Annotated in this window: 14 protein-coding genes; 4 read left to right on the forward strand and 10 right to left on the reverse strand. The window is 62.1% G+C overall.

Annotated features, from left to right (window positions below; translation table 11 throughout):
• Positions 1-5 precede the first annotated feature (5 nt).
• The 9 genes from AC0Z8Z_RS06435 to AC0Z8Z_RS06475 form a co-directional block, all read right to left on the reverse strand.
• Positions 6-2,096, reverse strand: a complete 2,091-nt coding sequence (locus tag AC0Z8Z_RS06435; RefSeq protein WP_485618473.1) for a putative bifunctional diguanylate cyclase/phosphodiesterase — start codon at positions 2,094-2,096, stop codon at positions 6-8.
• A 125-nt stretch (positions 2,097-2,221) separates the two neighbouring features.
• Positions 2,222-3,700, reverse strand: coding sequence for an efflux transporter outer membrane subunit (locus AC0Z8Z_RS06440; protein ID WP_485618681.1), 1,479 nt, complete (start codon positions 3,698-3,700; stop codon positions 2,222-2,224).
• An 8-nt stretch (positions 3,701-3,708) separates the two neighbouring features.
• Complete coding sequence (locus tag AC0Z8Z_RS06445) at positions 3,709-6,816, reverse strand: efflux RND transporter permease subunit (RefSeq protein ID WP_485618474.1); 3,108 nt, start codon at positions 6,814-6,816, stop codon at positions 3,709-3,711.
• 112 nt (positions 6,817-6,928) lie between these two features.
• A complete protein-coding gene (locus AC0Z8Z_RS06450; protein WP_485618475.1) occupies positions 6,929-10,024 on the reverse strand; it encodes an MdtB/MuxB family multidrug efflux RND transporter permease subunit in 3,096 nt (1,031 codons plus the stop codon).
• The gene (locus AC0Z8Z_RS06455) at positions 10,021-11,361 is read right to left on the reverse strand and encodes an MdtA/MuxA family multidrug efflux RND transporter periplasmic adaptor subunit (RefSeq protein ID WP_485618682.1); all 1,341 of its coding nucleotides are present in this window, start codon (positions 11,359-11,361) and stop codon (positions 10,021-10,023) included. The genes AC0Z8Z_RS06450 and AC0Z8Z_RS06455 overlap by 4 nt, the downstream gene beginning before the upstream one ends.
• Positions 11,362-11,558: 197 nt before the next feature.
• Positions 11,559-12,059 carry a thiol peroxidase gene (tpx, locus tag AC0Z8Z_RS06460; protein WP_172612236.1) on the reverse strand — a complete coding sequence of 167 codons (501 nt, stop codon included), beginning with the start codon at positions 12,057-12,059 and terminating at the stop codon, positions 11,559-11,561.
• 103 nt (positions 12,060-12,162) lie between these two features.
• On the reverse strand, positions 12,163-15,846 hold the full coding sequence (locus tag AC0Z8Z_RS06465; protein ID WP_485618477.1) for a translocation/assembly module TamB domain-containing protein: 3,684 nt from the start codon (positions 15,844-15,846) through the stop codon (positions 12,163-12,165).
• 5 nt (positions 15,847-15,851) lie between these two features.
• The gene (locus tag AC0Z8Z_RS06470) at positions 15,852-17,582 is read right to left on the reverse strand and encodes an autotransporter assembly complex protein TamA (protein ID WP_485618478.1); all 1,731 of its coding nucleotides are present in this window, start codon (positions 17,580-17,582) and stop codon (positions 15,852-15,854) included.
• A 66-nt stretch (positions 17,583-17,648) separates the two neighbouring features.
• Positions 17,649-18,299: a GNAT family N-acetyltransferase gene (locus AC0Z8Z_RS06475; RefSeq protein ID WP_485618479.1), complete on the reverse strand. Its 651-nt coding sequence runs from the start codon at positions 18,297-18,299 to the stop codon at positions 17,649-17,651.
• A 221-nt stretch (positions 18,300-18,520) separates the two neighbouring features.
• On the opposite strand from AC0Z8Z_RS06475, the gene xthA reads away from it, so the two are divergent.
• Positions 18,521-19,333, forward strand: coding sequence for an exodeoxyribonuclease III (xthA, locus tag AC0Z8Z_RS06480; RefSeq protein WP_485618480.1), 813 nt, complete (start codon positions 18,521-18,523; stop codon positions 19,331-19,333).
• Positions 19,334-19,473: 140 nt separating this feature from the next.
• Positions 19,474-20,820, forward strand: a complete 1,347-nt coding sequence (locus tag AC0Z8Z_RS06485; RefSeq protein WP_485618481.1) for a substrate-binding domain-containing protein — start codon at positions 19,474-19,476, stop codon at positions 20,818-20,820.
• Between the two features lie 254 nt (positions 20,821-21,074).
• On the opposite strand, the gene AC0Z8Z_RS06490 is transcribed toward AC0Z8Z_RS06485, so the two are convergent.
• Positions 21,075-22,307 carry an acyl-CoA dehydrogenase gene (locus AC0Z8Z_RS06490; RefSeq protein ID WP_485618482.1) on the reverse strand — a complete coding sequence of 411 codons (1,233 nt, stop codon included), beginning with the start codon at positions 22,305-22,307 and terminating at the stop codon, positions 21,075-21,077.
• Between the two features lie 157 nt (positions 22,308-22,464).
• On the opposite strand from AC0Z8Z_RS06490, the gene AC0Z8Z_RS06495 reads away from it, so the two are divergent.
• Together AC0Z8Z_RS06495 and AC0Z8Z_RS06500 are read left to right on the forward strand one after the other, a co-directional pair.
• Positions 22,465-23,412, forward strand: coding sequence for a LysR family transcriptional regulator (locus AC0Z8Z_RS06495; protein WP_485618483.1), 948 nt, complete (start codon positions 22,465-22,467; stop codon positions 23,410-23,412).
• Positions 23,413-23,721: 309 nt separating this feature from the next.
• Complete coding sequence (locus AC0Z8Z_RS06500) at positions 23,722-24,102, forward strand: MerR family transcriptional regulator (protein WP_485618484.1); 381 nt, start codon at positions 23,722-23,724, stop codon at positions 24,100-24,102.
• Positions 24,103-24,106: the final 4 nt, after the last annotated feature.

Below are 24,106 nucleotides of genomic sequence, written 5' to 3' on the forward strand. Positions count from 1 at the left end.
GGCACTCAATCGGTGATTTCGCTGAGTCGACGCCGGGAGGCTTCAATGTCCGCCATGAAGCGCTCGGCCGGCAGCGGATGACCCAACAGAAAACCCTGCAACGAGTCACAACCCAGTCGCGTGAGAAAACTTTGCTGGCTGGCGGTCTCGACACCCTCTGCGACGATGCGCAGGTTCAGGGCCTGGCCCAGCGCAACGATGGCCGAGACAATGGCGGCGTCATCGCTGTCGTCTTCCAGATCGCGGACGAAACCGCGGTCGATCTTCAACTCGTTGGCCGGCAGGCGCTTGAGGTACATGAGGCTGGAATAACCGGTGCCGAAATCGTCGATGGACAGGTCAACGTCCATGTCCGACAGCTTCTGCAGCACGGTCATGCTGGCGTCGGCGTCACTCATCGCGGTGGTTTCGGTGATTTCCAGGGTCAGGCAATTGGCCGGCAGCCCATGGGTGGCCAGTGCGTCTGTGACGGTTTCGACCAGCCCGACGTGACTGAACTGCAACGCCGACAGGTTCACCGCGATGCGCCAGTCGGTGTAGCCAGCGTCGTACCAGCGCTTCATCTGCCGGCAGGCCTCGTTCAGTACCCACTCGCCGATCGGGATGATCAACCCGGTTTTTTCCGCCAGACCCATGAATGTATCCGGCATCAGCAGCCCGAGCTGCGGATGATTCCAGCGCATCAATGCCTCGGCACCGATCAGCCGGTGGGTGCCTGCAGAGAACTTTGGCTGGTAATGCAGGCAGAACTGCCCTTCGCGCAGCGCCAGGCGCAGGTCCTGCAACAGCTGCAACTGATTGCGCGCGTTGGTGTTCATCGACGCGTCGAAGAAGCTGTAGCCGTTCTTCCCGGCGCTCTTGGCGTGGTACATGGCGGCGTCGGCGTTCATCAGCAGTTCCTGCTGGGTGCGGCCGTTGCCCGGGTACAGGCTGATGCCGATGCTCACCGTCACCTGAAGGTCATGTTCCTGCACGCTGAACGGCTGGCTGACCAGGGCTACCTGACGCGAGGCGACGCTGACCGCTTCTTCGCCATCATCCAGTTCGACCAGCAGCACAAATTCATCGCCGCCGATGCGCGCCAGGGTGTCGTGGCGATGAAAGTTTTCGCGCATGCGCACGGCCACCGCCCGCAGGAGCTGGTCGCCGACGTGATGGCCGAATGCGTCGTTGACCGGTTTGAAGCCGTCCAGATCCAGAAACATCAGCGCGAACATGCCGCCCTGGGCGTCCACTTTATGCATGGCCTGATCGATGCGATCGGCCAGCAGAATGCGGTTAGGCAACCCGGTGAGGTTGTCGTGCAGGGCCAGTTGCGTCAGCTCGCGATTGGCTTCTTTCAGCGACAGCGACAATTGGGCGGTACGCGCCGCCATGCGCGCATCCAGTACGGAGGTCAACAAGGTAATGCCCAGCACCGTGAGGCTGGTGATCAATACCAGCTTGTCCAGACCGTCGGGAAGCAAGCCACCGGGAATCGCGCCGCAGAAACTGCCGGCCGGGAAGTTGGCGGCGGTCATGGCGGTGTAGTGCATGCCGAGGATGGCGAAGCCCATGATCACCGCCGCGCCGCTGCGGGCCAGACGCACGTAAGGGGTTTCCTTGCGCAGCCGCACGGCGATGCTTAGCGCTGCGGCTGACGCGGTGACGGCAATCACCAGCGACAGGCCGAACAAGGTGGGGTCGTAGTCGATGCCCGGCTGCATGCGCATTGCCGCCATGCCGGTGTAATGCATGGTGCTGCTGCCCAGGCCCATGACGAATGCGCCGAAGACAATGTTCAACACCGGAACGCGATCGTGACTGACCAGCCACAACGCGAGACCGGAAGTAAAGATGGTGATCAGCAGCGACAGCAGCGTCAGCGGGATGTCGTACGCCAGCGGGATGGGCAGCGTGAACGCAAGCATGCCGATGAAATGCATGGACCAGATGCCGACACCCATCGACAGCGCGCCGCCGCACACCCACAGCATTCGTGCCCGACCGCTGGCCGAGGCAATGCGCCCCGCCAGATCAAGGGTCGTATAGGACGCGAGAATCGCTACCAGGACTGAAATCAGAACCAGCGAGTAGGTGTAATGGCCTATCAACATGGGCTGGCCCTTGGCTCAACGGAATTCGGCTTTTCAGCCCTGATGAATGGGGCGGCGATTGTACCGAAATTCGCGAAAAAGTCCCGACACTCCGTCGCAAAGATGGCACATCGCTACGCAAGCACCTAGCGCTCCGATATGTCCTTGCCCGGCGTCAGCCCGGTCGCCACGTCCCAGCCACCGCCGAGTGCCGCGATCAGTTGAGCACTGGCAACCAGCCGGCTTTCCAGCACGTTCAGCACGCTGCGTTCGTTGCTCAAGGCCGTGGTCTGCACGTTGACCACGTCCAGATAACCGATCAGCCCGGCTTTGTACTGGTTGTTGGTCAGGCGCAACGAATCACGCGCCGATTGCAGGGCCTCGTCGCGCACGCCCGCTTCCTGCTCATACACGCGCAGCTGCGCCATGTAGTCCTCGACCTCCTTGAAACCGTCGAGCACGGTCTGGCGGTACTGGGCGACGGTCTGGTCGTACACGGCTTCGGTGCGGTCCACTTCGGCAGCGCGCTGGCCGCCATCGAACAGGGTCATCGCCAACTGCGGGCCGACCGACCAGAAGCGGTTGGGCAGGGAAATCCAGTTGCTGACCGTGCTGCTGCTGTAGCCACCGCTCATGCTCAGGGTCAGGTCCGGGTAATACGCGGCCTTGGCCACGCCGATATTGGCGTTGGCGGTCATCACCGATCGCTCGGCGGCGGCGATGTCCGGGCGGCGCTCAAGCAATTGCGACGGCAGCTGCGCCGGGATCTGCGGCACAGCGGGAATCGACGTCGTGGCTGCGAGGCTGAAGTCCGCCGGCGCCTGGCCCATCAGCACGGCAATCGCGTTTTCGAACTGGGCGCGCTGCCATTGCAGGTCGATCAGGTCGGCCTGAGTGCTCTTGAGTTGCGTCTGCGCCTGGGCGGTGGCATCCCGGCCGGAAATCCCGGCGCGGTACTGGTTCTGGGTCATGGTCAGCGAGCGCTGGTAGGCATCGACCGTTGCTTCGAGCAAACGTTTCTGCTCGTCGATTACCCGCAGTTGCAGGTAGCTCTGCACCAGTTGCGACTGCAGGCTCAGGCGCATCGACGCCAGATCGGCGAGGCTGGCCTGGGCGCTGGCCTTGTCGGCTTCCAGGCCGCGGCGCAACTTGCCCCACACGTCGGCTTCCCAGCTCACGCCCAACTGTGCGTTGTAGGTGTCCCGGATGCCGCTGCTGGAACTGCTCAGGCTCGAACTGCTGCTGCCGGTGCCCTGGCTTGAGCGGTTTTTGCTGGTGGTCAGGTCAAGGGTCGGAAAAAACGCGCCACGCGCACTGCGCACCAGTGCCGCAGCCTGCCGGTACTGCGCCTCGTATTGCGCCACGGTCTGGTTGGACGTGTTGAGCTTCTCGACCAGGGCGTTGAGCTGGGCGTCGCCATAGATTTCCCACCACGCGCCGCGCGCTATCGCATCACTCGGGTTGGCCTGGGTCCAGCCCTCGGCTTGCTTGAAGTGCGCCGGGGTCGGCATGTCCGGCGTCTGGTAATCAGGGCCGACGGCACAGGCACTCAGCAGCAGCGCGCACAGGGCCACGCCGAAGCTCCGGCGAAACGGCAACGTCCGCCGCAGGTCAGGCGTTTTCATCGAGTCGTTCATAGCGGAGTTTCCAGGGCAGCATCCGTCTGCACCCCGCGCCATGTGTTGAAACGATGGCGCAGACGGTCGAGATAAAGGTAAACCACGGGCGTGGTGTACAGCGTGAGGATCTGGCTGAGGATCAGCCCGCCGATAATGGTCAGGCCCAGTGGCCGGCGCATTTCCGCGCCTTCGGCGCTGCTCAGCAACAACGGCACGGCACCGAGGATCGCCGCCAGCGTGGTCATCAGAATGGGCCGCAGACGCTGCAGGCAGGCGTTGCGAATCGATTCCACCGGGGTCATGCCGCCTTGGCGTTCGAGTTGCAACGCGAGGTCGATCATCAGGATCGCGTTCTTCTTCACCACGCCGATCAGCAGAAACAGGCCCAACAGCGAGATCAGGCTGAATTGCCCGCCGGTGAGGTAGATGCTCAACAGCGCGCCGACCCCGGCCGAGGGCAGCGTCGAGAGAATGGTCAGCGGGTGGATGTAGCTTTCGTAGAGAATGCCCAGCACCAGATACACCGCCACCAGCGCCCCGAGGATCATCCATGGCTGGCTCTTCTGGGTCGCGGCGAAGGCGTCGGAGGTCCCGGCCATCTTGGCGATCACGTCTTCGGGCAGGCCCACCGCCGCGACTGCGCGTTCGATGGCGACGTTGGCCTGATCGAGGGTGACGCCATCGGCCAGGTCGAAGGAGATGTTTTCCGAGGCGAACTGGCCGTCATGGCTGACCCGGTCGTCCTCCAGACTGCGCTCGTAACGGGCGATGGTCGACAGCGGCACCCGCGCGCCGTCGGCAGTGATCACCTGAACCTGCTCCAGCGTGGTCGGGTCGAGGGCGTATTTCGGGTTGACCTCCATGACCACCTGATACTGGTTCAGCGGGTCATAAATGGTCGACACCTGACGCTGGCTGTAGGCGTTGTTCAGGACCGTGGTGACCATGTTCATGTCGATGCCCAGGCGCTTGGCCGCATCGCGGTCGACGATCAGCGTCACTTGCTGGGTACCGCCGCCGTCGTTGGCGTCGATGGCAGTCAGTTCTTTAAGTGACTTCAGTGCCGCGACGATCTTCGGGTACCACAGGCGCAGGGTTTCCAGGTCGCCGCTTTGCAGGATGTACTGGTATTGCGAAGTGGTCTGCTCGCGACCGCCGCCCAATTGCAAATCCTGATCGGGTTGCAGAAACAGGCGCCCGCCGGGCACCAGGGGCATTTCCTTGCGCAGCCGTTCGACCACTTCCATGGCGCCGATGTTGCGTTCCTTGATCGGCTTCAAACGCACGATGATGAACGCGTTGCCGGTGCCGCCGTTGCCGCCGATGAAGCCCGCGACGCTTTCCACGGCCGGGTCTTTGAGGATCGCCGAGCGGAACGTGTCCATCTTCGGCTGCATCACCGAGAACGACAGGCCGTCATCCCCCCGCACAAACCCCATCAACTGGCCGGTGTCCTGCTGCGGCAGGAAGGTCTTTGGCACCACAACGTACAGCGCGACGTTGCCGACGATGGTCAACAGCAGCGTGAGCAGGGTCAGGCGCCGATGGCGCAGCACCCAGCGCAGGCTGCGGTCGTAGCCTGCGACCATGCGGTCATTGACCCGCTGGCTCCAGCGTTGCAGGCGATTTTCCGTGCCCGGCACGTGGGGCTTGAGCCAGCGCGCGCAGAGCATCGGCGTCAGGGTCAGCGAGACCACCAGCGAAACAACGATGGACACCGACAGCGTGATGGAAAACTCGCGGAACAGGCTCTCCACCAGCCCGCCCATGAACAGGATCGAGATAAACACCGCCACTAGCGAGACGTTCATCGACAGCAGCGTGAAGCCGACTTCTTTGGCGCCGAGATAAGCCGCCTCCATGGGCGGCACGCCTGCGTCGATGTGCCGGGAGATGTTTTCCAGCACGACGATGGCATCGTCGACCACCAGCCCGGTGGCGAGAATCAGTGCCATCAGCGACAGGTTGTTCAGCGAGAAACCGTACAGGTACATGATCGCGAAGGTGCCGACCAGCGACACCGGCACCGCCAGGGTCGGGATCAGCGAGGCGCGGAAGTTTCCGAGAAACAGGAACACCACCAGGATCACCAGGACCACGGCGATCAGCAAAGTCATCTCGGCTTCGTGCAGCGTGGCCTTGATCACCGGCGAGCGGTCCATGGCCAGGTCGAGCTTGACGCTGGCGGGGAGCACCGCCTGCAACGCCGGCAACTGCGCCTTGATCGCCGCCACGGTTTCGATGATGTTGGCGCCGGCCTGGCGGTTGATCACCAGCAGCACCGCGGCTTTGTCATTGAAGAAGCCGCTGTTGTAGCGGTCTTCCACCGAGTCCTTGACCTTGGCCACGTCTTTGAGCCGCAACGCCGCGCCATTGGCGTAATGGATGATCAGCGATTCGTAATCCTTGGCCTTTTCCAACTGGTCGTTGGCCTGCACCTGCCAGTTATGCTCGCTGTTCTCCACCGAGCCTTTCGGGCGGCGCACGTTGGCATTGGAGATGGTGGTGCGCACTTCATCCAGCGACACGCCGTACTGGGACAGCAGCTTGGGTTCCAGCTCCACGCGCACGGCGGGCAGCGAACTGCCGCCGATCTGCACTTCGCCGACGCCGTTCACCTGGGACAGGCTCTGGGACAGGATCGTCGAGGCCATGTCGTACAGCTCGCCCTTCTCCAGTACGTCGGAGGTCAACGACAGCACCATGATCGGCGCCTGGGACGGGTTGACCTTCTTGTAGGTCGGCATGCTGCGCATCCCGCTGGGCAGCAGGCTGCGCGATGCGTTGATGGCCGCCTGCACTTCCCGCGCAGCACCGTTGATGTCGCGGTCCATGTCGAACTGCAGAATGATCCGCGTCGAGCCCTGGCTCGAACGGCTGCTCATGGTGTTGACCCCGGCGATCACCCCGAGGGAGCGCTCCAGCGGCGTCGCCACGCTGGACGCCATGATTTCCGGACTGGCGCCAGGCAACGACGCGCTGACCACGATCACCGGGAAATCCATGTTCGGCAGCGGCGACACCGGCAGCAAACCGAAGCTCATCCCGCCCAGCAGCATGATCGCCAGGCTCAGGAGCATCGTCGCTACAGGACGTTTGATGAAGGGCCCGGACAGATTCATGGGCGGGAGCTCCAAGCGGCAAGCTTCAAGCTGCAAGGGAAGGCAAAAGCCCCGGCCAGCGCATGGCTGCTTCTAGCTTGCAGCTTGAAGCTTGAGGCTTGCAGCTGGCCGGTCATAGCGCCGCCTCGGTCTTGGGCTGCCGCGCAAACCGACGCCCCAACCGATCAAAGTACAAATAGATGACCGGCGTGGTGAACAGCGTCAGCACCTGGCTGACCAGCAGGCCACCGACCATCACCAGACCCAGGGGCTGGCGCAGCTCGGCGCCGGAACCCGAGGCGAACATCAGCGGGATCGCGCCGAACAGTGCCGCCAGGGTCGTCATGAGAATGGGCCGGAAGCGCAGCAGTGCCGCTTCGTAGATGGCGGTCTGCGGGTCGATCCCACGGTTGCGTTCGGCGTCGAGGGCGAAGTCGATCATCATGATCGCGTTCTTCTTGACGATACCGATCAGCAGGATGATGCCGATGATGGCGATCATGCCCAGATCGTTGCCGCTGATGATCAGCGCCAGCAGCGCACCGATGGCCGCCGACGGCAGGGTCGACAGAATGGTGATCGGATGGATGTAGCTCTCATAGAGCACGCCCAGCACGATGTACATGGTAATCACCGCCGCCAGCACCAGCAGCAGCGTGCTGGATAGCGAGGCCTGGAAGGCTTCGGCCGCGCCCTGGAATTGCGTCTGCACACCGATTGGCATGCCGATGTCTTTTTGCACCTGCTCGATGACTTCCACGGCCTTGCCCAGCGCAACGCCCGGCGCCAGGTTGAACGACATCATCACCGCCGGAAACTGCCCGATGTGGGCGATTGCCAGTTGCGCCTGGCGCTGCTCGACCCGGGCCAGACTCGACAGCTTGACCTGCCCCCCGTCGGTGGTCTTGACGTGAATCTGCTCCAGCGCCTCGGGCCCGAGTTCACTGCGCGAATCTGCCTGCAGCACCACGCGGTACTGGCTGGCCTGAGTGTAGATAGTGGAAATCTGCCGCTGGCCGAAGGCGTCGTACAGCGCGTCGGTGATGTTGGCAACGGTCACGCCGAGCCGGCTCGCAGCATCTCGGTCGATGTTGAGAAACACCTGCAAACCCTTGTCCTGCAGGTCGCTGGCGACATCGGTCAATTCCGGACGCTGAACCAGCGCCTCCACCAGCTTGCCGCTCCACAGATTGAGCAAGTCGGCGTCCGGCGACGACATGCTGAACTGGTACTGAGTTCGACTGACCCGGTCTTCGATGGTCAGGTCTTGCACAGGCTGCATGAACAGGCGGATGTCCGACAGCTGATCCACCTCGGGCTGCAAGCGCTGGATCACTTCGGACGCCGTGACATCCCGGTCGCCATGGGGCTTGAGGTTGATCAGCATGCGGCCGCTGTTGAGGGTCGCGTTGTCGCCGTCTACGCCGATGTAAGACGACAGACTGGCGACGGCCGGATCCTTGAGGATGATTTTCGCCAGGGCCTGCTGACGCTGGCTCATGGAGGCGAACGACACCGACTGAGGGGCTTCGGAAATGCCCTGAATCACGCCGGTGTCCTGCACCGGGAAGAAGCCCTTGGGCACGGCGAGATACAGCAGCACTGTAATGCCGAGGGTGGCGATGGCCACCAGCAGGGTCAGCGGCTGATGCCTGAGCACCCACTGCAACTTGCGCCCATAGGCGGCCACCAGCCAGTCGATCCACGCACCGCTGGCCCGGTAGAAGCGGCCCTGCTCTTCTTCTCTCGGCTCACGCTTGAGCAGGCGCGCGCACATCATCGGCGTCAACGTGAGGGACACCACGAGGGAAATCAGGATCGCCACCGCAAGGGTGATGGCGAATTCGCGGAACAGCCGCCCGACCACATCGGCCATGAACAACAGCGGAATGAGCACGGCGATCAGGGAAATGGTCAGCGAGATCAGGGTGAAACCGATCTGTCGCGCGCCTTTGAGCGCCGCCTGCAAGGGGGTCTCGCCCTCCTCCAGGTGCCGGGAAATGTTCTCCAGCATGACGATGGCGTCGTCCACCACGAAACCGGTGGCAATGGTCATCGCCATCAAAGTGAGGTTGTTGACCGAGAAACCAGCGAGGTACATGACGCCGAAAGTGCCGATCAACGACAGCGGCACGGCCACCGACGGAATGATCGTCGCGCTGAAGCGCCGCAGGAACAGAAAGGTCACCAGCACCACCAGCACGATGGAGATCATCAGCTCGTGTTGCACGTCGCTGACCGAGGCGCGGATGGTCTGCGTGCGGTCGGTCAGCACGGTGACATCCAGCCCGGCGGGCAGGTTCTCGGTGATGCTGGGCAGCAGCGCCTTGATCCGGTCGACCACGTCAATGACGTTGGCGCCCGGCTGACGCTGGATATTCAGCAGCACGGCCTGGTTTTCGTTGGCCCAGGCGGCGAGGCGATCGTTTTCGGCGCCGTCGACGATCTCGGCGACGTCCTTGAGCCGCAGCGGGCCGCCGTTGTTGTACGCCAGAATCAGGTTGGCGTATTCCTCGGGGGACTTGAGCTGGTCGTTGGCGTCGAGCATCGACACCCGCGTCGGGCCGTCGAAATTACCCTTGGGGGTGTTGACGTTGGATGCGCTGACCAACGTGCGCACGTCTGCCAGGTTCAGGCCGTTGGCCGCCAGTGCGTCAGCGTTGACCTTGATCCGCACCGCCTGACGCTGGCCGCCGGCGATGGTCACCATGCCCACTCCGCTGATCTGCGCGATCTTCTGCGCCATGCGCGTGTCGACCAGATCGTTGAGTTTGGGCAGCAGCATGGTCTTCGAGGTAATCGCCAGGGTCAGGACCGGTGTGTCGGCTGGGTTGACCTTGTTGTACGTCGGCGGCGCCGGCAAGTCGCTTGGCAGCAGGTTGGTCGCGCCGTTGATCGCCGCCTGCACTTCCTGCTCGGCCACGTCCATGTTGATGTCGAGGCTGAAACGCAGGGTGATGACCGAGGCGCCGCCTGAGCTGGTCGAGGCCATCTGGGTCAGGCCCGGCATCTGCCCGAACTGGCGCTCAAGGGGCGCGGTCACGGCACTGGTCATCACTTGTGGACTGGCGCCCGGGTACAGCGTCATCACCCGAATGGTCGGGTAATCCACCTGGGGCAATGCCGACACCGGCAGCAGCGTGTACGCGATCAGACCCGCGAGCACGATGGCAAGCATGCTCAGCGTAGTGGCGACCGGCCTGAGGATGAACAGCCGTGACAGGTTCATACGTTGCCTTTCTTCGCCGTCCCGGCATTGGCCGACTCACCGGGCTCCTTCGAGGGCTTGCCCTGCAACTGCTGGCCCGGCGTGGCCGGAACGTCCTTGCTGTCGTTGACCACGTCTACCGCGCTGCCGTCTTTCAGGCGGTCGGTGCCTTCGAGCACCACGCGGTCCCCGGCCACCAGACCTTCGGTGATCACCGTGGCGTTCTCGTCGCTCGGCCCGGTCTTGAGCGGGCGAATGCGCACGGTCTTGTCGCCGTCCATCACGTACACAAAGGTGCCGTTGACGCCGAACTGCACGGCGGCCGACGGCACCAGCACCACGTTTTTCAGGGTATTGGCGAGCAGGCGCGCGTTAACGAACTGATTGGGGAACAGCGCTTCGTTGTCGTTATCGAAACGCGCCTTGAACTTCAACGTGCCGGTGGTGATGTCGATCTGGTTGTCGATGCTGGCGAGCACGCCGGTGGCCTGAAGCTTGAGGTCACCGCGATCCCACGCTTCGACCGGCAGTTTGTCACCGCTGCGGTAGCGGCTGAGCACCTCGGCCAGGTCTTTTTCCGGCAGCGTGAAGTTGACGGTGATTGGCTTGATTTGAGTGATCACGACCAACGGGTTGGTGTCATTGGCCGCCACCAGATTGCCAACGTCCAGCTGGCGCAGACCGATACGACCCGAGATCGGCGCCCGAATCTGGGAGAACTCCAGATTGAGCTTTGCGTCGCCCACGGCCGCCTGATTGGTCTTGATGGTTCCCTGATACTGACCGACGAGGGACTCGGCCGTGTCCAGGGTTTGCTTGGCAATGCTGTCTTCTTTGTACAGGCCCCGATAACGCTGTACGTCGAGTTGAGCATTCTTGAGCAGCGCCTGGTTCTGCATCAGCGTGCCCTCCGCCTGCTGCAGCGCGATCTGGTAGCTGCGCGGGTCGATCACCGCCAGCAGATCGCCGGCCTTGACCTGCTGGCCTTCCTGGAAATTGATCTTCATCAATTCCCCCGCCACGCGGCTGCGCACATTGATCGTGTTCAGCGCCGTCACGGTGCCGAGGGCTTTGTAGTAGATGGGGAAATCACCGGTGGTAGCAGCCGCCACCCGCACCGGCACTGGAACGGTCGAGCCGCCGAAACCGGGACGCTTGGCCGCCGCTTTGCCGTTCCCGCTGCTGCGGCTCGCGCTGGCCTGGGCTTGATCGGTTTTCTGAGCGGCAGTGTCCGGCTTCGACGCAGAGCCTGGCCAGAAGCGCCAGCACAGGCCAGCGACGATCAACAGAACCAACAGGCTTATCAGCCAGCGACGGGAATTACGGGGGCCAGACGATTGCATGAATAAATCAACCAGTGTGCGCGTGAGCGTCTTCGGGAAGCTGAACAATAAGCACAGAAATCAGCGGGGCAAAGGGCCTTTACCGGCAATTTACCTAGTGCTTACTTTGGATAAGGTGCTGACGTACCAATAAAAAACGGCCTGAGGGAGTCAGGCCGCCTGGAGGTTGCCGGGTATTGCCATCCAATGATGGCAATACGCCGTCGGGGAGCTTACTTCAATACGGCCAGCGCTGCGTCGTAGTTCGGCTCCTGGCCGATCTCCGGTACCAGCTCGCTATGCAGGACAATATCGTTTTCGTCCAGCACCACCACGGCACGGGTGGTCAGGCCCTTCATGGAGCCGTCGGCAATGGCAACGCCGTAATCCTGCATGAACTGCGCGCCGCGCATGGTGGACAGGTTCTTCACGTTTTCCAGACCTTCCGCACCACAGAAACGTGCCTGGGCAAACGGCAGGTCGGCGGAGATGCACAGCACAACAGCGTTGCTGAGCTCGTTGGCCTGGGCGTTGAATTTGCGGACGGAGGTGGCGCAGGTCGGCGTGTCGACGCTCGGGAAAATGTTCAGCACCTTGCGCTTGCCGGCGAAGGTTTCCAGGGTTGCGTCAGACAGGTCGCCCGCCACCAGCGTGAAGGCGGGCGCCTTGCTTCCGACGTTCGGCAGTTCGCCGCTGATCTGTACCGGGGAGCCTTTACGAGTCACTTGTGGCATGAGCTGATTCCTTGTTTGAGGTGGCATGCAAGGGCGGAAGTTAACCATGAAAACACAGGGTCACCTACCGCCGGGAATGAATATTCTGACAGTGCCGCGGCCGTTAAAAATCACGCTTGTAAAAAATATCCAGAGAGCTCGCCACGCCGCCTGCGACCTCCAGATACACCTTCTTGCTCAACAGGTAGCGCAAGGTCAGGGTGTTGGCCGGTTCAAATACCCCAACGCCATAGCGCAGGCTGAGCTTGTCGGTGATCTTGCCGCTGGCGACTACCGCTGTCTTGTCGCCGCTGCCCGAGGTGTCCAGATCGAAATCCCGAATGCCCAGCCCGGACGCCAGCTTGCCCGCCGTCGACGAACCGCCGGCCAGGCCCAGTGCCAGCGCAGCCTGGGCGACCATGTTGCTGTCTTCACCATTTGTGCTCAGCGGACGGCCCAGCACCAGATAGGACAACGCCTGCTCCTGGCTCATGGCCGGTTCGGAAAACACCGTGGTGGTGGGCTGTTCGGCGCTGCCGCTCAGGCGGATGCCGGCAATCACGTCGTCAGTCTGGCGGATGGCTTCGATGTCCAGATACGGCTGGTCAACCGGCCCTGCAAACAACAGGCGGGCCTTGCGGATGGTCAGGCGCTGACCGTACGCGCGGTAGCGGCCGTCGTTGAGGTTCAACTCGCCCCGCGTGTCCATGTTGTCGCCGATGTGCACGTGGCCGGCGAGATTGGCGGTCAGGCCGAAGCCTGTGAAGCTCAAGGTCTCCTGGCCCACTTCGACGTTGACGTCCATGGCGATGGCCAGCGGGGTTTTGCCCTGTTTGGTCTGCTGGCCGACGATCACCGTGTCATCGGAGACCTTCACGGTCGAGGGCGGCAACTGACGCACGGTGATTTCGCCTTTCGGAATCAGGACTTTGCCCGACACCGCAAGCCGGTCGCCCTGCAGGGTGATCTTCAGGTCCGGGGCCGCCTCCAGCTTGGCGTAGGGTTCAACCGTTATCGGCAGGCGCGTGCCTTTCAACGCTACGTCGACATCCAGTGCGTCGGCCCAGGCCACATGCCCGCCAATGCTGCCCTGACCAGTCGGGCCGCTGTTCCATTTGCCGGTCAAATCGACGCGCTCGCCGGCAATCAGGGCTTGAACGTTGAGCTTTTCAAAGCTCACGGGTACCTCCGGACCGGAGACCTCGCCGTCGGTGAGTGCCACATTGCCGTTGATCTGCGGCGCCAGCAAGCCGCCCGAAACCCGACCGCTGCCGTTGAGCTTGCCATTGAGTTTTTCCACCATCGGCACAAACGGCCGTGCAACCGACACGTCCACGCCGCTCAGGTTGAAGTCGCCGGTGACGGGCTTGTTTTTGGCGATCGGGTCGATGCTCAATCGGGCCAACAACTCGCCGAGCTTGCCACCACGAAAATTCAGGCTGGTGTCGACTTTCTTCGGCGTCAGGCTGCTGGTCAACTTCAGCGTGTCGTAGGGGAAGTCCAGCCACTGGCGCTTGTCCTTGACCCGCAGTGTTCCGCCACTGGCGTCGATGACCACCTGACCATTGGGGCCGGCAGCCGGCACGTCTAGCTGAATATCCGCATTCAATGCACCCTTCCAGGCGAAATCCTTGGGCAGCCATTGCGCCAGGCTTTCCAGCGGGAAGCGCTTGAGGTGGTAACGCAGGCGCGGCTCAGGCATCAGACGCTGATCTTCGCCGCACAGACTCGCAGGCCCCGACACCCAGCAATGGGCACCGAAGTTGACCTTGCCGTCTGCAAGGCGCTCCAGTTTGGCCGGCTGCTGCAACTTCCAGTCCTGCCCGCCGCTCTGGATGTCACCGCTGGCCAGACGCCCGCGCCAGTTGCCTTTGTCCAGGTTGCCATCCAGCGCAAGGGCCAGTTTGAGCAGCGGCCCTTTAAGATCGAATTTGACTTGTTGACGCTTGATGTCGCCCTGGCCGTTCACATTCAAGGCACCCAGCGCGGTGTCGCCCGCTTGAATGCCGGTGGTCTTCAGATCAAAGGTCGCGCGCTGGGCGTTGTCGAGCTTGGCCGCCAACGTAAGGGCCTGCAGCTTGTTCGCCTCAAAGGCCAGTTGAGTGCCCTGCAAAGTCAGTTGCCCCTGGGGCGCCTGCACGGTGCCGGCAACGTCGACGCGCCCCTTCATCTGGCCTTGCAACCCGGGCCACAGCTGACCGAGTCGCGGGAGGTTGATGTCCAGCTGTCCGGCGATTTTCTGCTGCAGCTTGCCCGAGCCTTGAATCCGGTTATCGCCCAGGCGAATCTCAAGGGCGTTGAGATTCCATATGTTGTCGGCGCCATCGGCCTTGGCCTGCAGCACCGCAGGCTGACCACGCAGGCGACCTTTCAGATCCAGGACGGCGTTCAGGTTCAATTGCTCGTTACGCAGCGACCCTTTGCTGCGCAGCGGACCCGCCAGGGAGCCTGGCAGTTCTGCGACCCAGTACGCGGGATCGATGGCGCTGAGATCCAGCGCCGTGTCCCAGGCGATGCCGTCGGCAAATTGCAGGTTCAGATGACCGCTCGCCCTGCCCTGCCCGGCCGCCAGTTCGAGCTGAGGCAGGAAGATCTGCTGCAGATCGCCGCTGAACGGACTCTGCAACGTGAAGGGGCCGGCCGGGCCTTTGAAGTCACCGGAGAAATGGCCGAGGTATTTGCCGTCGGTGTAGGACACCTCCCCAGTGAACGCGTGCACGCTGACCTGCGGCTCGTCGATCAGCGGGTACAGGCGATGCCAGGGGAAGTCGAGCCAGTCGATTTTTGCGTCGGCGCGCAGGCCCTGTTGCCAGTCCAGCTTGCCGCTGGCCTTGAGACGCTGATTTTCGCTGGCGGTCAGGTCCAGCGCCGCGATGTCCGCGCCCTTGGCGTCGACCCGGCCTTGCAACGCCAACGCCACCGGGCCTTTTTCAGCAGGCAGGCTTGCGCTGCCGGTGATGGCATAGCCTTGAGAAAGGTCGCCCTTGGCGTTGAGAACCAACTGATTGAGCTGCAGCGTGTCCGGCAACTCGGCACTCGGTTTGAACCCGTCGCTGGTGATGGCGATGTTTGCTGGCAGGTGCTCAACCAAGGGCTGCAGCTCACCGACGAGATGAGCGTCAATGTAGCCCTTGCTCTGCGCATTGAGCGTCAATGTCTTGAGCAGATCGCCCTGAACATTAAGCGCCAAAGATAACGGCTGACCGCTGACGTCTGGCAGTTTCAGCTGCCCCTCGGCGGTCAGCGGCCAGTCCCCCTCTGGTTTGAGCAGCCCTGTCAGGTCAAGCGCGATGTCATCACGACCAGCGTGCAGCGAGTCGATTCTCAGGCCTTCAGCAGTCCAGTGCGCCGCCAGTTGCACGTCGCGGACCTGTTCGGTGCCGTCCAGGTGCAGGCTGCCGATCTGCACGCGCCCCAGTTGCAACGCCAGGGGCAGCTTGAGATCCGGCAGTTTAATGGGGCCGCTGCTGGCTTCGTCGCTCGAAGGCGGGAATTGCAGGCGGATGTCGCCGGTTTGCAGGTTGTCGATGCACAGCGTCATGCGGGCGAGGCACGCCGGGGACCAGTCGAATACCGGCGCGTCGACTTCGACCTTGCTCTGGTCTTGCTGCCAGACCAGGTGATCCGCCTGCCATGCGCCGCCGAGCCGACCCGAAAACCCCTCGACCGACAGGCCCGGAACAAGCCCGAGAGCCCATCGACTGCCGCTTTGAGTGCCGAGAAGGAGCGTTAATGTCAGCCCCAAGAGGATCGCCAACGACAGCAGCGTAATCGCCGTTATAGCCAGGGTGCGTTTCAAAACAGCCATGTTCGTCACAGTTCAGGTCCCATCGAGAAGTGCAGACGAATACCGCCTTCTTCATCCAGCGCGTGGGCGAGGTCCAGCCGCAGCGGCCCGACCGGTGACACCCAGCGCACACCGATGCCCACGCCGGTCTTGAGGCTTGGCAGGTCCAGAGAATTGAACGAGTTGCCCTGATCGACGAATGCCGCCACGCGCCACTTTTCGGCGATCGAGTACTGATATTCGGCGCTGCCGGCGATCATGTAGCGGCCGCCAATCTTGTCGCCGTCGGAGTTTTCCGGTGACAGCGATTGATAGTCATAGCCGCGCACGCTCTGGTCACCACCGGCAAAAAAGCGCAGGGACGGCGGGATGGATTTGTAGCCGTTGGTGGCGCTGCCGCCGACCTGCACCCGGCCGAGGAAGCGGTGATTCTGCGCCACGGTGGTCAGCCCTTTGAGCATGACCGTACCGTGCAAGAGGTTGGCATCCGAGCCCAGCCCTTCCTTGGCGACCTGGGTGTCGAACTGCAGCCGGTAGCCATTGTGAGGGTCGATCCGGTTATCGCTGCGCAGGTATGAGTAGCTGATACCGGGCATGAGCAAGGTGCTCAGGCCTTCGTCATTGCCCAGTCGGTATTCTTCGCGCTGCCACTTCAGCGAGATCACCCGCTCCCAGCCGCTGGGCAGCTTGCTGTGCCATTCGGGCCCGACGGTCAGCAGTTTGCTCAGGCTGTCGGTGTCGGCGATTTCTTCATACTGGTAGCCACCGGCGAAACGCAGTTTGTCGGTCAGGGGCGGGTCCAGCGGAATGTCGTAGAACAGGCCGACGTTCTGCCGAGGGGCGGAGATTTCGGCTTCAGCGCCATAACTGTGGCCTTGTGGATTGACCCAGTGGCGCGTCCAGTTGGCCTTCACCCGTGGGCCGACGTCGGTCGAATAGCCCACGCCCAGTCCCATGGTCCGCGGCTTGCGGGTCTGCAGTTGGACGTCGACCGGAATGACCTGAGCCTGGGCGTCTGTAGGCGCTGCATTGACTCGCACGCCTTCAAAATAGCCGCTCGCCTGCATGGCCTGGTTGAGTTCGGCGATCAGTTCAGAGTCGTAGGGCGTGTCCTGCTTGAAAGGCACCATTCGCTGCAGCAAGTCTTCATCGAACGGCGCGTCGCCGCTGAAGGTCACTTTCCCCAGCGAGAAACGTGGCCCGCTGTCGTAAACCAGCTCGATGTCTGCGACACCGGCACGGGGGTCAACGGACAGGCGCTGGGTCACAAACCGGCCATTGAAAAAGCCATAGCGCGCGGCCTGGGTTTCGATCAGGTGTTTGGCGTCCTCGTAGACACCATGGTTGAGTACTGCGCCGGGTTTCAGGGCGTCGCCTTTAGGCACGCGGAAGCTCTTGAGCTGGGTGGCCTGCCCGGTTACGCGGATGGACACGTTGCGCAGGTGGACAGGCTCGCCGGCCTCGACCTTCAGCAGCAGTCGCAGGTTGTTGTCGACGTGGCGGACTTCGCTGTCAATCTGCGCCTGGTAATAGCCAAGGGCCTGAGCAGCCTTCAGCGCCTGCTCGACGGCCCCCACGCTGAAGCGTTCGAGGGCCGGCTCGTCGCGCTCGCCGAGACTGCCCACATACCCTTCGATGTTGGATTTGAGCGCGGCATTGGACGGCTTGATCCGGACCTCCAGCTGCGCATCGGCGAATGCCGCGCAGCTGGACAACATCAAGACAAAGCCACTGGTGTATCGACGGGGAAACTTCATAGGCGCGAATGCTACACGAGCAACGCGGGCTGCTGGAACCCGCTGAAATTGAGGAGCTTGCGTAGCTCAAGCCACAGAACCCAATGAAACCTGGGGGTTTGGGTGGAAAAATATGCGTTCTCGGACAGGTCCTACTGTGACCTCGCCGATTTCCTCATAACCCTGTCGTTGATAGAACTCCAGGTAGTGGCCATTACCGGTGTCGAGAACGATCCCTTCCGAGTTCTTGTCCTCGGCACACCAGTCATGCAGCGCATGCAACAACTGCTCGCCGTAGCGCTGGCCCTGGAAATCAGGGTGGACTCCGAACAACGGCAGCACGTGCACCGCTTCGGACGGCGCGCAGGCCAGCACATCGTGGTAATACTCCAGATAGCGCTGGGTTCCACGCAGGCCGGTGCTCATCAACATGCGAATGCGCCAGGCCCAGCTTTCGGTGATGCCCAGCCGCCGTTGCGGCGGGGCAATCAGCACAGCGCCTACCAGCCGGTCTGCGACGAACAGGCCCAACGCAGGCATTTCCTGAAGAAAGTGCTGCTTGACCAATTGGCGGATGGTCGACCTGACCCGGTGCTCGTAACCGGATCGGCCAGATTCGAAGAGGTGGGCGAAGCTTGGCTCCTGACGGTAGGCGAGGTACAGCAGCGAGCGGGTTTCGCGGGAGTAGCCGCTGTCGAGCTGACGGATCTCCGCCGTTTCGCTAGGCAGTTCTGGCATGGTGTTCGTCCTTTTGATGAGCCCCGGGGCGGCCGCTCGGGTAGTGGTCTTCAAGGGTTCGAGTCGCCGCCTGCAAGCGCAGTTCCCGCGATGTGGCCATCGTTCAGAAATGCCCACCCGCCGTTTGCGATCCTGCCGAGTGAACCGGGCGCTGGCCGTCGCCCGGCAGGTCGGCTAGCATCGCCGTTTGTATTTGTAAGGAGCTGCCAGGAGCGCCGCCCATGAAACTTGTGTCTTTTAATATCAACGGCCTTCGCGCCCGACCGCATCAACTGGCGGCGTTGATCGAGAAGCATCAACCCGACGTCATTGGCTTGCAGGAAACCAAGGTCTCCGACGAGCAATTTCCCCAGGCCGATATCGAAGCGCTGGGTTACCACGTGCATTTCCACGGTCAGAAAGGTCATTACGGCGTCGCCCTCCTTTCGCGTCAGGCGCCACTGTCTATTCACAAGGGCTTCGACAACGACGATGAGGAGGCCCAGCGCCGTTTCATCTGGGGCACGTTCGCCGATCGCAACGGCAATCCGGTGACGGTCATGAATGGCTATTTCCCACAGGGCGAAAGCCGTGATCACCCGACTAAATTCCCGGCCAAGCTGCGTTTCTATGCGGATTTGCAGAACCTGCTGGAGACGCGTTTCAGCAATGACCAGCCGCTGGTGGTGATGGGCGACGTCAACATTTCCCCTGAGGACAGCGACATCGGCATCGGCGCCGACAATGCCAAGCGCTGGTTGAAAACCGGCAAGTGCAGCTTCCTGCCGGAAGAGCGCGAGTGGCTCGGCAAACTCAAGAGTTGGGGCTTGGTGGACAGCTTCCGCCACCTGTACCCGGAAGTGGTCGATCAATTCAGCTGGTTCGATTACCGCAGTCGCGGTTTTGAAGACGAGCCCAAGCGCGGCCTGCGCATCGACCTGATCCTTGCGTCCCACGGGCTGCAACCGCGCATCAAGGCCGCCGGCGTAGATTATCACCTGCGGTCGATGGACAAACCGTCCGACCACGCGCCGATCTGGCTTGAGCTGGAGTAACCGGACCTTTAAACGATGAGCCGCGCGGCGCCGTGCGTGCGGCTCGATCGTCCAACGCGCAACAAGCCGCGAGCTGTCATCTGGCCGTCATTCGCCTGTCTTATTCTCCGACCACTTCCTTTCACATAAAGATGCCGCACATGCTGCGCACTCGTGTATTCGTTCTGCTCGCTTCGCTTTTCGCGCTTTCAATAGACACGCACGCGGCTGCCCTGCCCGCGCCCACTGACGGCTCACCCGCCTTGCGCATTCAGGGCTCGAACACGATTGGTGCGCAGCTGGGGCCGGCGCTGGTCAAAGGCTTGCTGGCTCAGCAAGGCGCGCAGGCAGTTCAGGAACAACCCGGCCCGAACCCCAACGAGATGCGTCTCATCGCTCGTTTGCCCTCGGGCCAGGACGTCAGCATCGACATCGCTGCCCACGGATCGAGCACCGGGTTTGTGGCGCTGAAGGACGGGCTTGCCGATGTGGCCGCGTCTTCACGCCCCATCAAGAACAACGAAGCCACCGACTTGGCGGCCCTGGGCGATCTGCGCAGTCATGAGGCCGAACAGGTGATCGCCATCGACGGCGTTGCAGTGATCCTTCACCCCGGCAACCCGCTGCGCGAACTGAGCACGGCGCAACTGGCGAAAATCTTTTCCGGGGAGATTCGCGACTGGGAGCAATTGGGTGGCCCGTCCGGGCCTATCCATTTATACGCACGGGATCAGCAGTCCGGCACGTACGACACCTTCAATGAGCTGGTGCTGGCCAGGTCAGGCAAGACGCTGTCGAAGGAGGCCAGGCGCTTCGAGTCCAGTGAGGAATTGTCCGATCAGGTCAGTCAGGACCGTCAGGGCATCGGCTTCATCGGCCTTCCCTACATCCGCCAGGCCAAAGCCGTGGCGATCATCGACGGTGAGTCGAAACCGATGCTGCCCACGGCCAGCCTGATTGCCACCGAAGATTACCCACTGTCTCGCCGCCTGTATTTCTACTTGCCGCCCGATTCGAGGCAGCGCTGGGCCAAGGCGCTGGTGCGGTTCGCCCAGAGTCCACAGGGCCAGTCCATCGTCGCGCAGAACGGGTTTGTGGCGCAGACGGTTCAAGCGGTGAAAGTGCGGGCGACAGCACAGATGCCGCTGGAATATCAGAACCTTGCCCGTGAGGCCGAGCGGCTGTCGGTGAATTTCCGTTTTGCCCAGGGCAGCGCGGCGCTGGACACCAAGGCAATGCTCGATCTGAAGCGAGTGGTCGAGTACCTGAAGGCCCATGACAAGCTGGATAAGAAGGTAACGCTGGCGGGGTTTGGCGATGCCAAGAGCGACCCGGCGCGGGCGCAATTGCTGTCAAAACTGCGGGCCATGGCCGTGCGCCGGGAACTGCTGAAACATCAGGTGGTGCTGCGTGACGTGCGCGGGTTCGGCGACGAAATGCCCGTGGCTGCCAACGATGGCGATGAAGGCCGGATCAAGAACCGCCGGGTGGAGGTTTGGGTGGAGTGATGCGGTTGAGGCACGCAGTTACTGTGCAAACCATTCACTATCCTGTCGTGGGATACCTCCGCAATCGCGCTGCGAACGGGGTCTATATGGGAGTGAGCTTGCTCACGAAAAAGGCATTTCAGGCGCTGAAAACGTGAAAGATTTACCGACTTCTTCGCGAGCAAGCTCGCTCCCACAAATTGCTTGCCATCAGAAAAATTTGCGGTGCCGCCGCGCTCGATGAAATCCCGCTCGCTGGCGACTCCGCCCATCGATCACCGATGCTCGCTGCGCATCATCTCCTTCGGCACATATCTGCCGATCTCAAACTTCCCAATCGCCGCGCGGTGCACTTCGTCCGGGCCGTCGGCCAGGCGCAAGGTGCGCTGCATGGCGTACATATAGGCCAGCGGGAAATCGCCGGACACCCCGGCTCCGCCGTGCATCTGGATTGCCCGGTCGATCACCCTCAACGCAACGTTCGGTGCGACCACTTTGATCTGCGCGATCTCGCTTCTTGCCACCTTATTGCCGACGGTGTCCATCATGTACGCGGCCTTCAACGTCAGCAGGCGCGCCATGTCGATTTCCATCCGAGAGTCGGCGATCTTGTCGATGTTGCCGCCCAGTCGGGCCAGCGGCCGCCCGAACGCCGTGCGCTGAACCGAGCGTTTGCACATCAATTCCAGCGCGCGTTCCGCCATGCCGACCGAGCGCATGCAGTGGTGAATCCTTCCCGGGCCAAGGCGACCCTGGGCGATTTCGAAGCCACGTCCTTCACCCAACAGAACGTTTTCGTACGGCACGCGCACGTTTTCGAACAGCACTTCGGCGTGACCGTGGGGGGCATCGTCGTAGCCGAAGACTGGCAGCGGTCGCACGATCTTCACGCCGGCCGCGTCAGTCGGCACCAGAATCATTGAATGCTGCTGGTGACGCGGGCCGTCCGGGTTGCTCAGGCCCATGAACACCATGATCTTGCAGCGCGGGTCGCAGGCCCCGGAGGTCCACCATTTACGGCCGTTGATGACCCACTCATCGCCATCGCGCACTGCCGTAGCGGCCATGTTGGTGGCATCCGAGGACGCCACGTCGGGTTCGGTCATCGCAAACGCCGAGCGAATCTCGCCGCGCAGCAAGGGTTCCAGCCACTCTTGCTTCTGCGCGTCATTGGCGTAGCGCACCAGCACTTCCATGTTGCCGGTGTCCGGCGCGGAACAGTTAAAGGGCTCCGGTCCCAGCAGCGAGCGGCCCATGATCTCCGCCAGCGGCGCGTATTCGAGGTTCGACAGCCCTGCCCCGAGCTCGGATTCGGGCAGGAACAGGTTCCACAACCCCTCGGCTTTTGCCTTGGCTTTCAATTCCTCCATGATGGCGGTTGGCTGCCAGCGGTCGCCTTCGGCCACTTGACGCTCGAACACCGGCTCGGCGGGATACACGTAGGCGTCCATGAAGGCGGTCACGCGCTCGCGCAGTGCCTGAACCTTGGGGGAGTAAGCGAAATCCATGGGGCTGCTGCCTTCTATGAGGTGTTGTCAGGTCGTGATCCGATGCTAGAACAGCGATCCCCATTTATCTAACCTATTCTCGGCGTGTATTAACATTCATAACCGATATATGATTCGGCGCATTCCAAACAACAAGAAACGCACGAGGCGCACAGCAATGAACCTGAGCAAGGTCGATCTCAATCTCTTTATTGTGTTTGACGCCATCTACACTGAAGCCAACCTGACCCGCGCCGGCCAGATCGTCGGCATCACCCAGCCTGCAGTGTCCAACGCCCTGTCGCGCCTTCGCGAAACCTTCAACGATCCGCTGTTCGTGCGCACGGCCCAGGGCATGGTGCCCACGCCCATGGCGCAGAACATCATCGGCCCGGTGCGCAATGCCCTCTCGTTGCTGCGGGTGTCGGTGCAGGAAAGCCGGATCTTTAATCCGCTGCAGGCCAACAAGAACTACCGCATCAGCATGACCGACCTCACCGAGGCAGTGATTCTGCCGGCGCTTTTCCAGCGGCTGCGGCGGCTGGCGCCCACAGTCACCATCGAAAGCTTTCTGTCCAAGCGCCGGGAAACGACCAAGGAACTCGCGGCGGGCCGGCTGGATTTCGCGGTGGATGCGCCGCTGAACACCGACCCACAAGTGCGCCACGTCAAGCTGATGGAAGACCACTATGTGTGCGCCATGCGCCGCGGCCATCCGCTGGCAAACAAGGAGGCCATCAGCCTGGATGACTACCTCGGTGTTGCGCACATTCATATTTCCAGTCGACGCAGTGGCCTGGGTTATGTGGACCTGGCTTTGGGAAAAATGGGCATTCAGCGCAAGGTCGCGTTGCGTTCGCAGCACTACCTGATGGCTTCGCAAGTGTTGCAGCAGACCGACATGGTGATGACCGTCCCCGAGCGCTTCGCCCGACGCAATGACCTGCATTTCGTGTATTTGCCGGTGAACGACGTGCCGACCGTGGAGACGCACCTGTACTGGCACGAAAGCACCGACCAGGACCCGGCGAACCGCTGGATGCGCGAGCAGATCATCGAGCTTTGTCAGTTGGTGACTGCGCAGGAGCGCAAGTTGGGCAAGACCCTTGAAGCAGCGGTGAAGTAGGCGTTCAGCGGCGCATGCGGCCACTGTAGGACCGGCTTTAGCCGGGAAGACGCCCGTATGAGCACCATCAATTTTGAGGTGCTGCCGCCGACGCGGCCTTTGTAGGACCGGCTTCAGCCGGGAAGAGGTCGCTGTAGACACCATCAATTATGCGGTGTGGCTGCTGGCCCTTTCCCGGCTGAAGCCGGTCCTACATTTAAAACGCGGTCCTACGATTGGCAAAAGCTGTGCAGTGTTTGATAACGCCCCTTGACGTTAACGTAAAGCCCAACTTACGTTACGCCCATGCCTTCTGTATCGAGCACTGCCATGACCGCTACCACCTACAGTATTTCCGACCTCGCCCGCGAACTGGACATCACCACCCGCACCATTCGCTTCTACGAAGAACAAGGCATGCTCAGCCCCGAACGCCGTGGGCTGGAGCGGGTTTATTCGGGCCGCGACAAGGTAACCCTCAAGCTGATTCTGCGGGGCAAGCGCATCGGCTTTTCCCTGGCGGAATGCCGCGACCTCATCGGTCTGTATGACCCTGCCGGTGGCAATCACAAACAATTGAGCACCATGCTCGAAAAAATCGCCGAGCGTCGCGCGCAACTGGATCAGCAGCTGCTGGATATTCAGCAGATGCAGCTGGAGCTCGACACGGCAGAGGAACGCTGCAAGGCCGCACTGGAAACATCCAGTTGATTCA

It is taken from the genome of Pseudomonas sp. 1L-C-7-B-C1, from assembly GCF_057291635.1.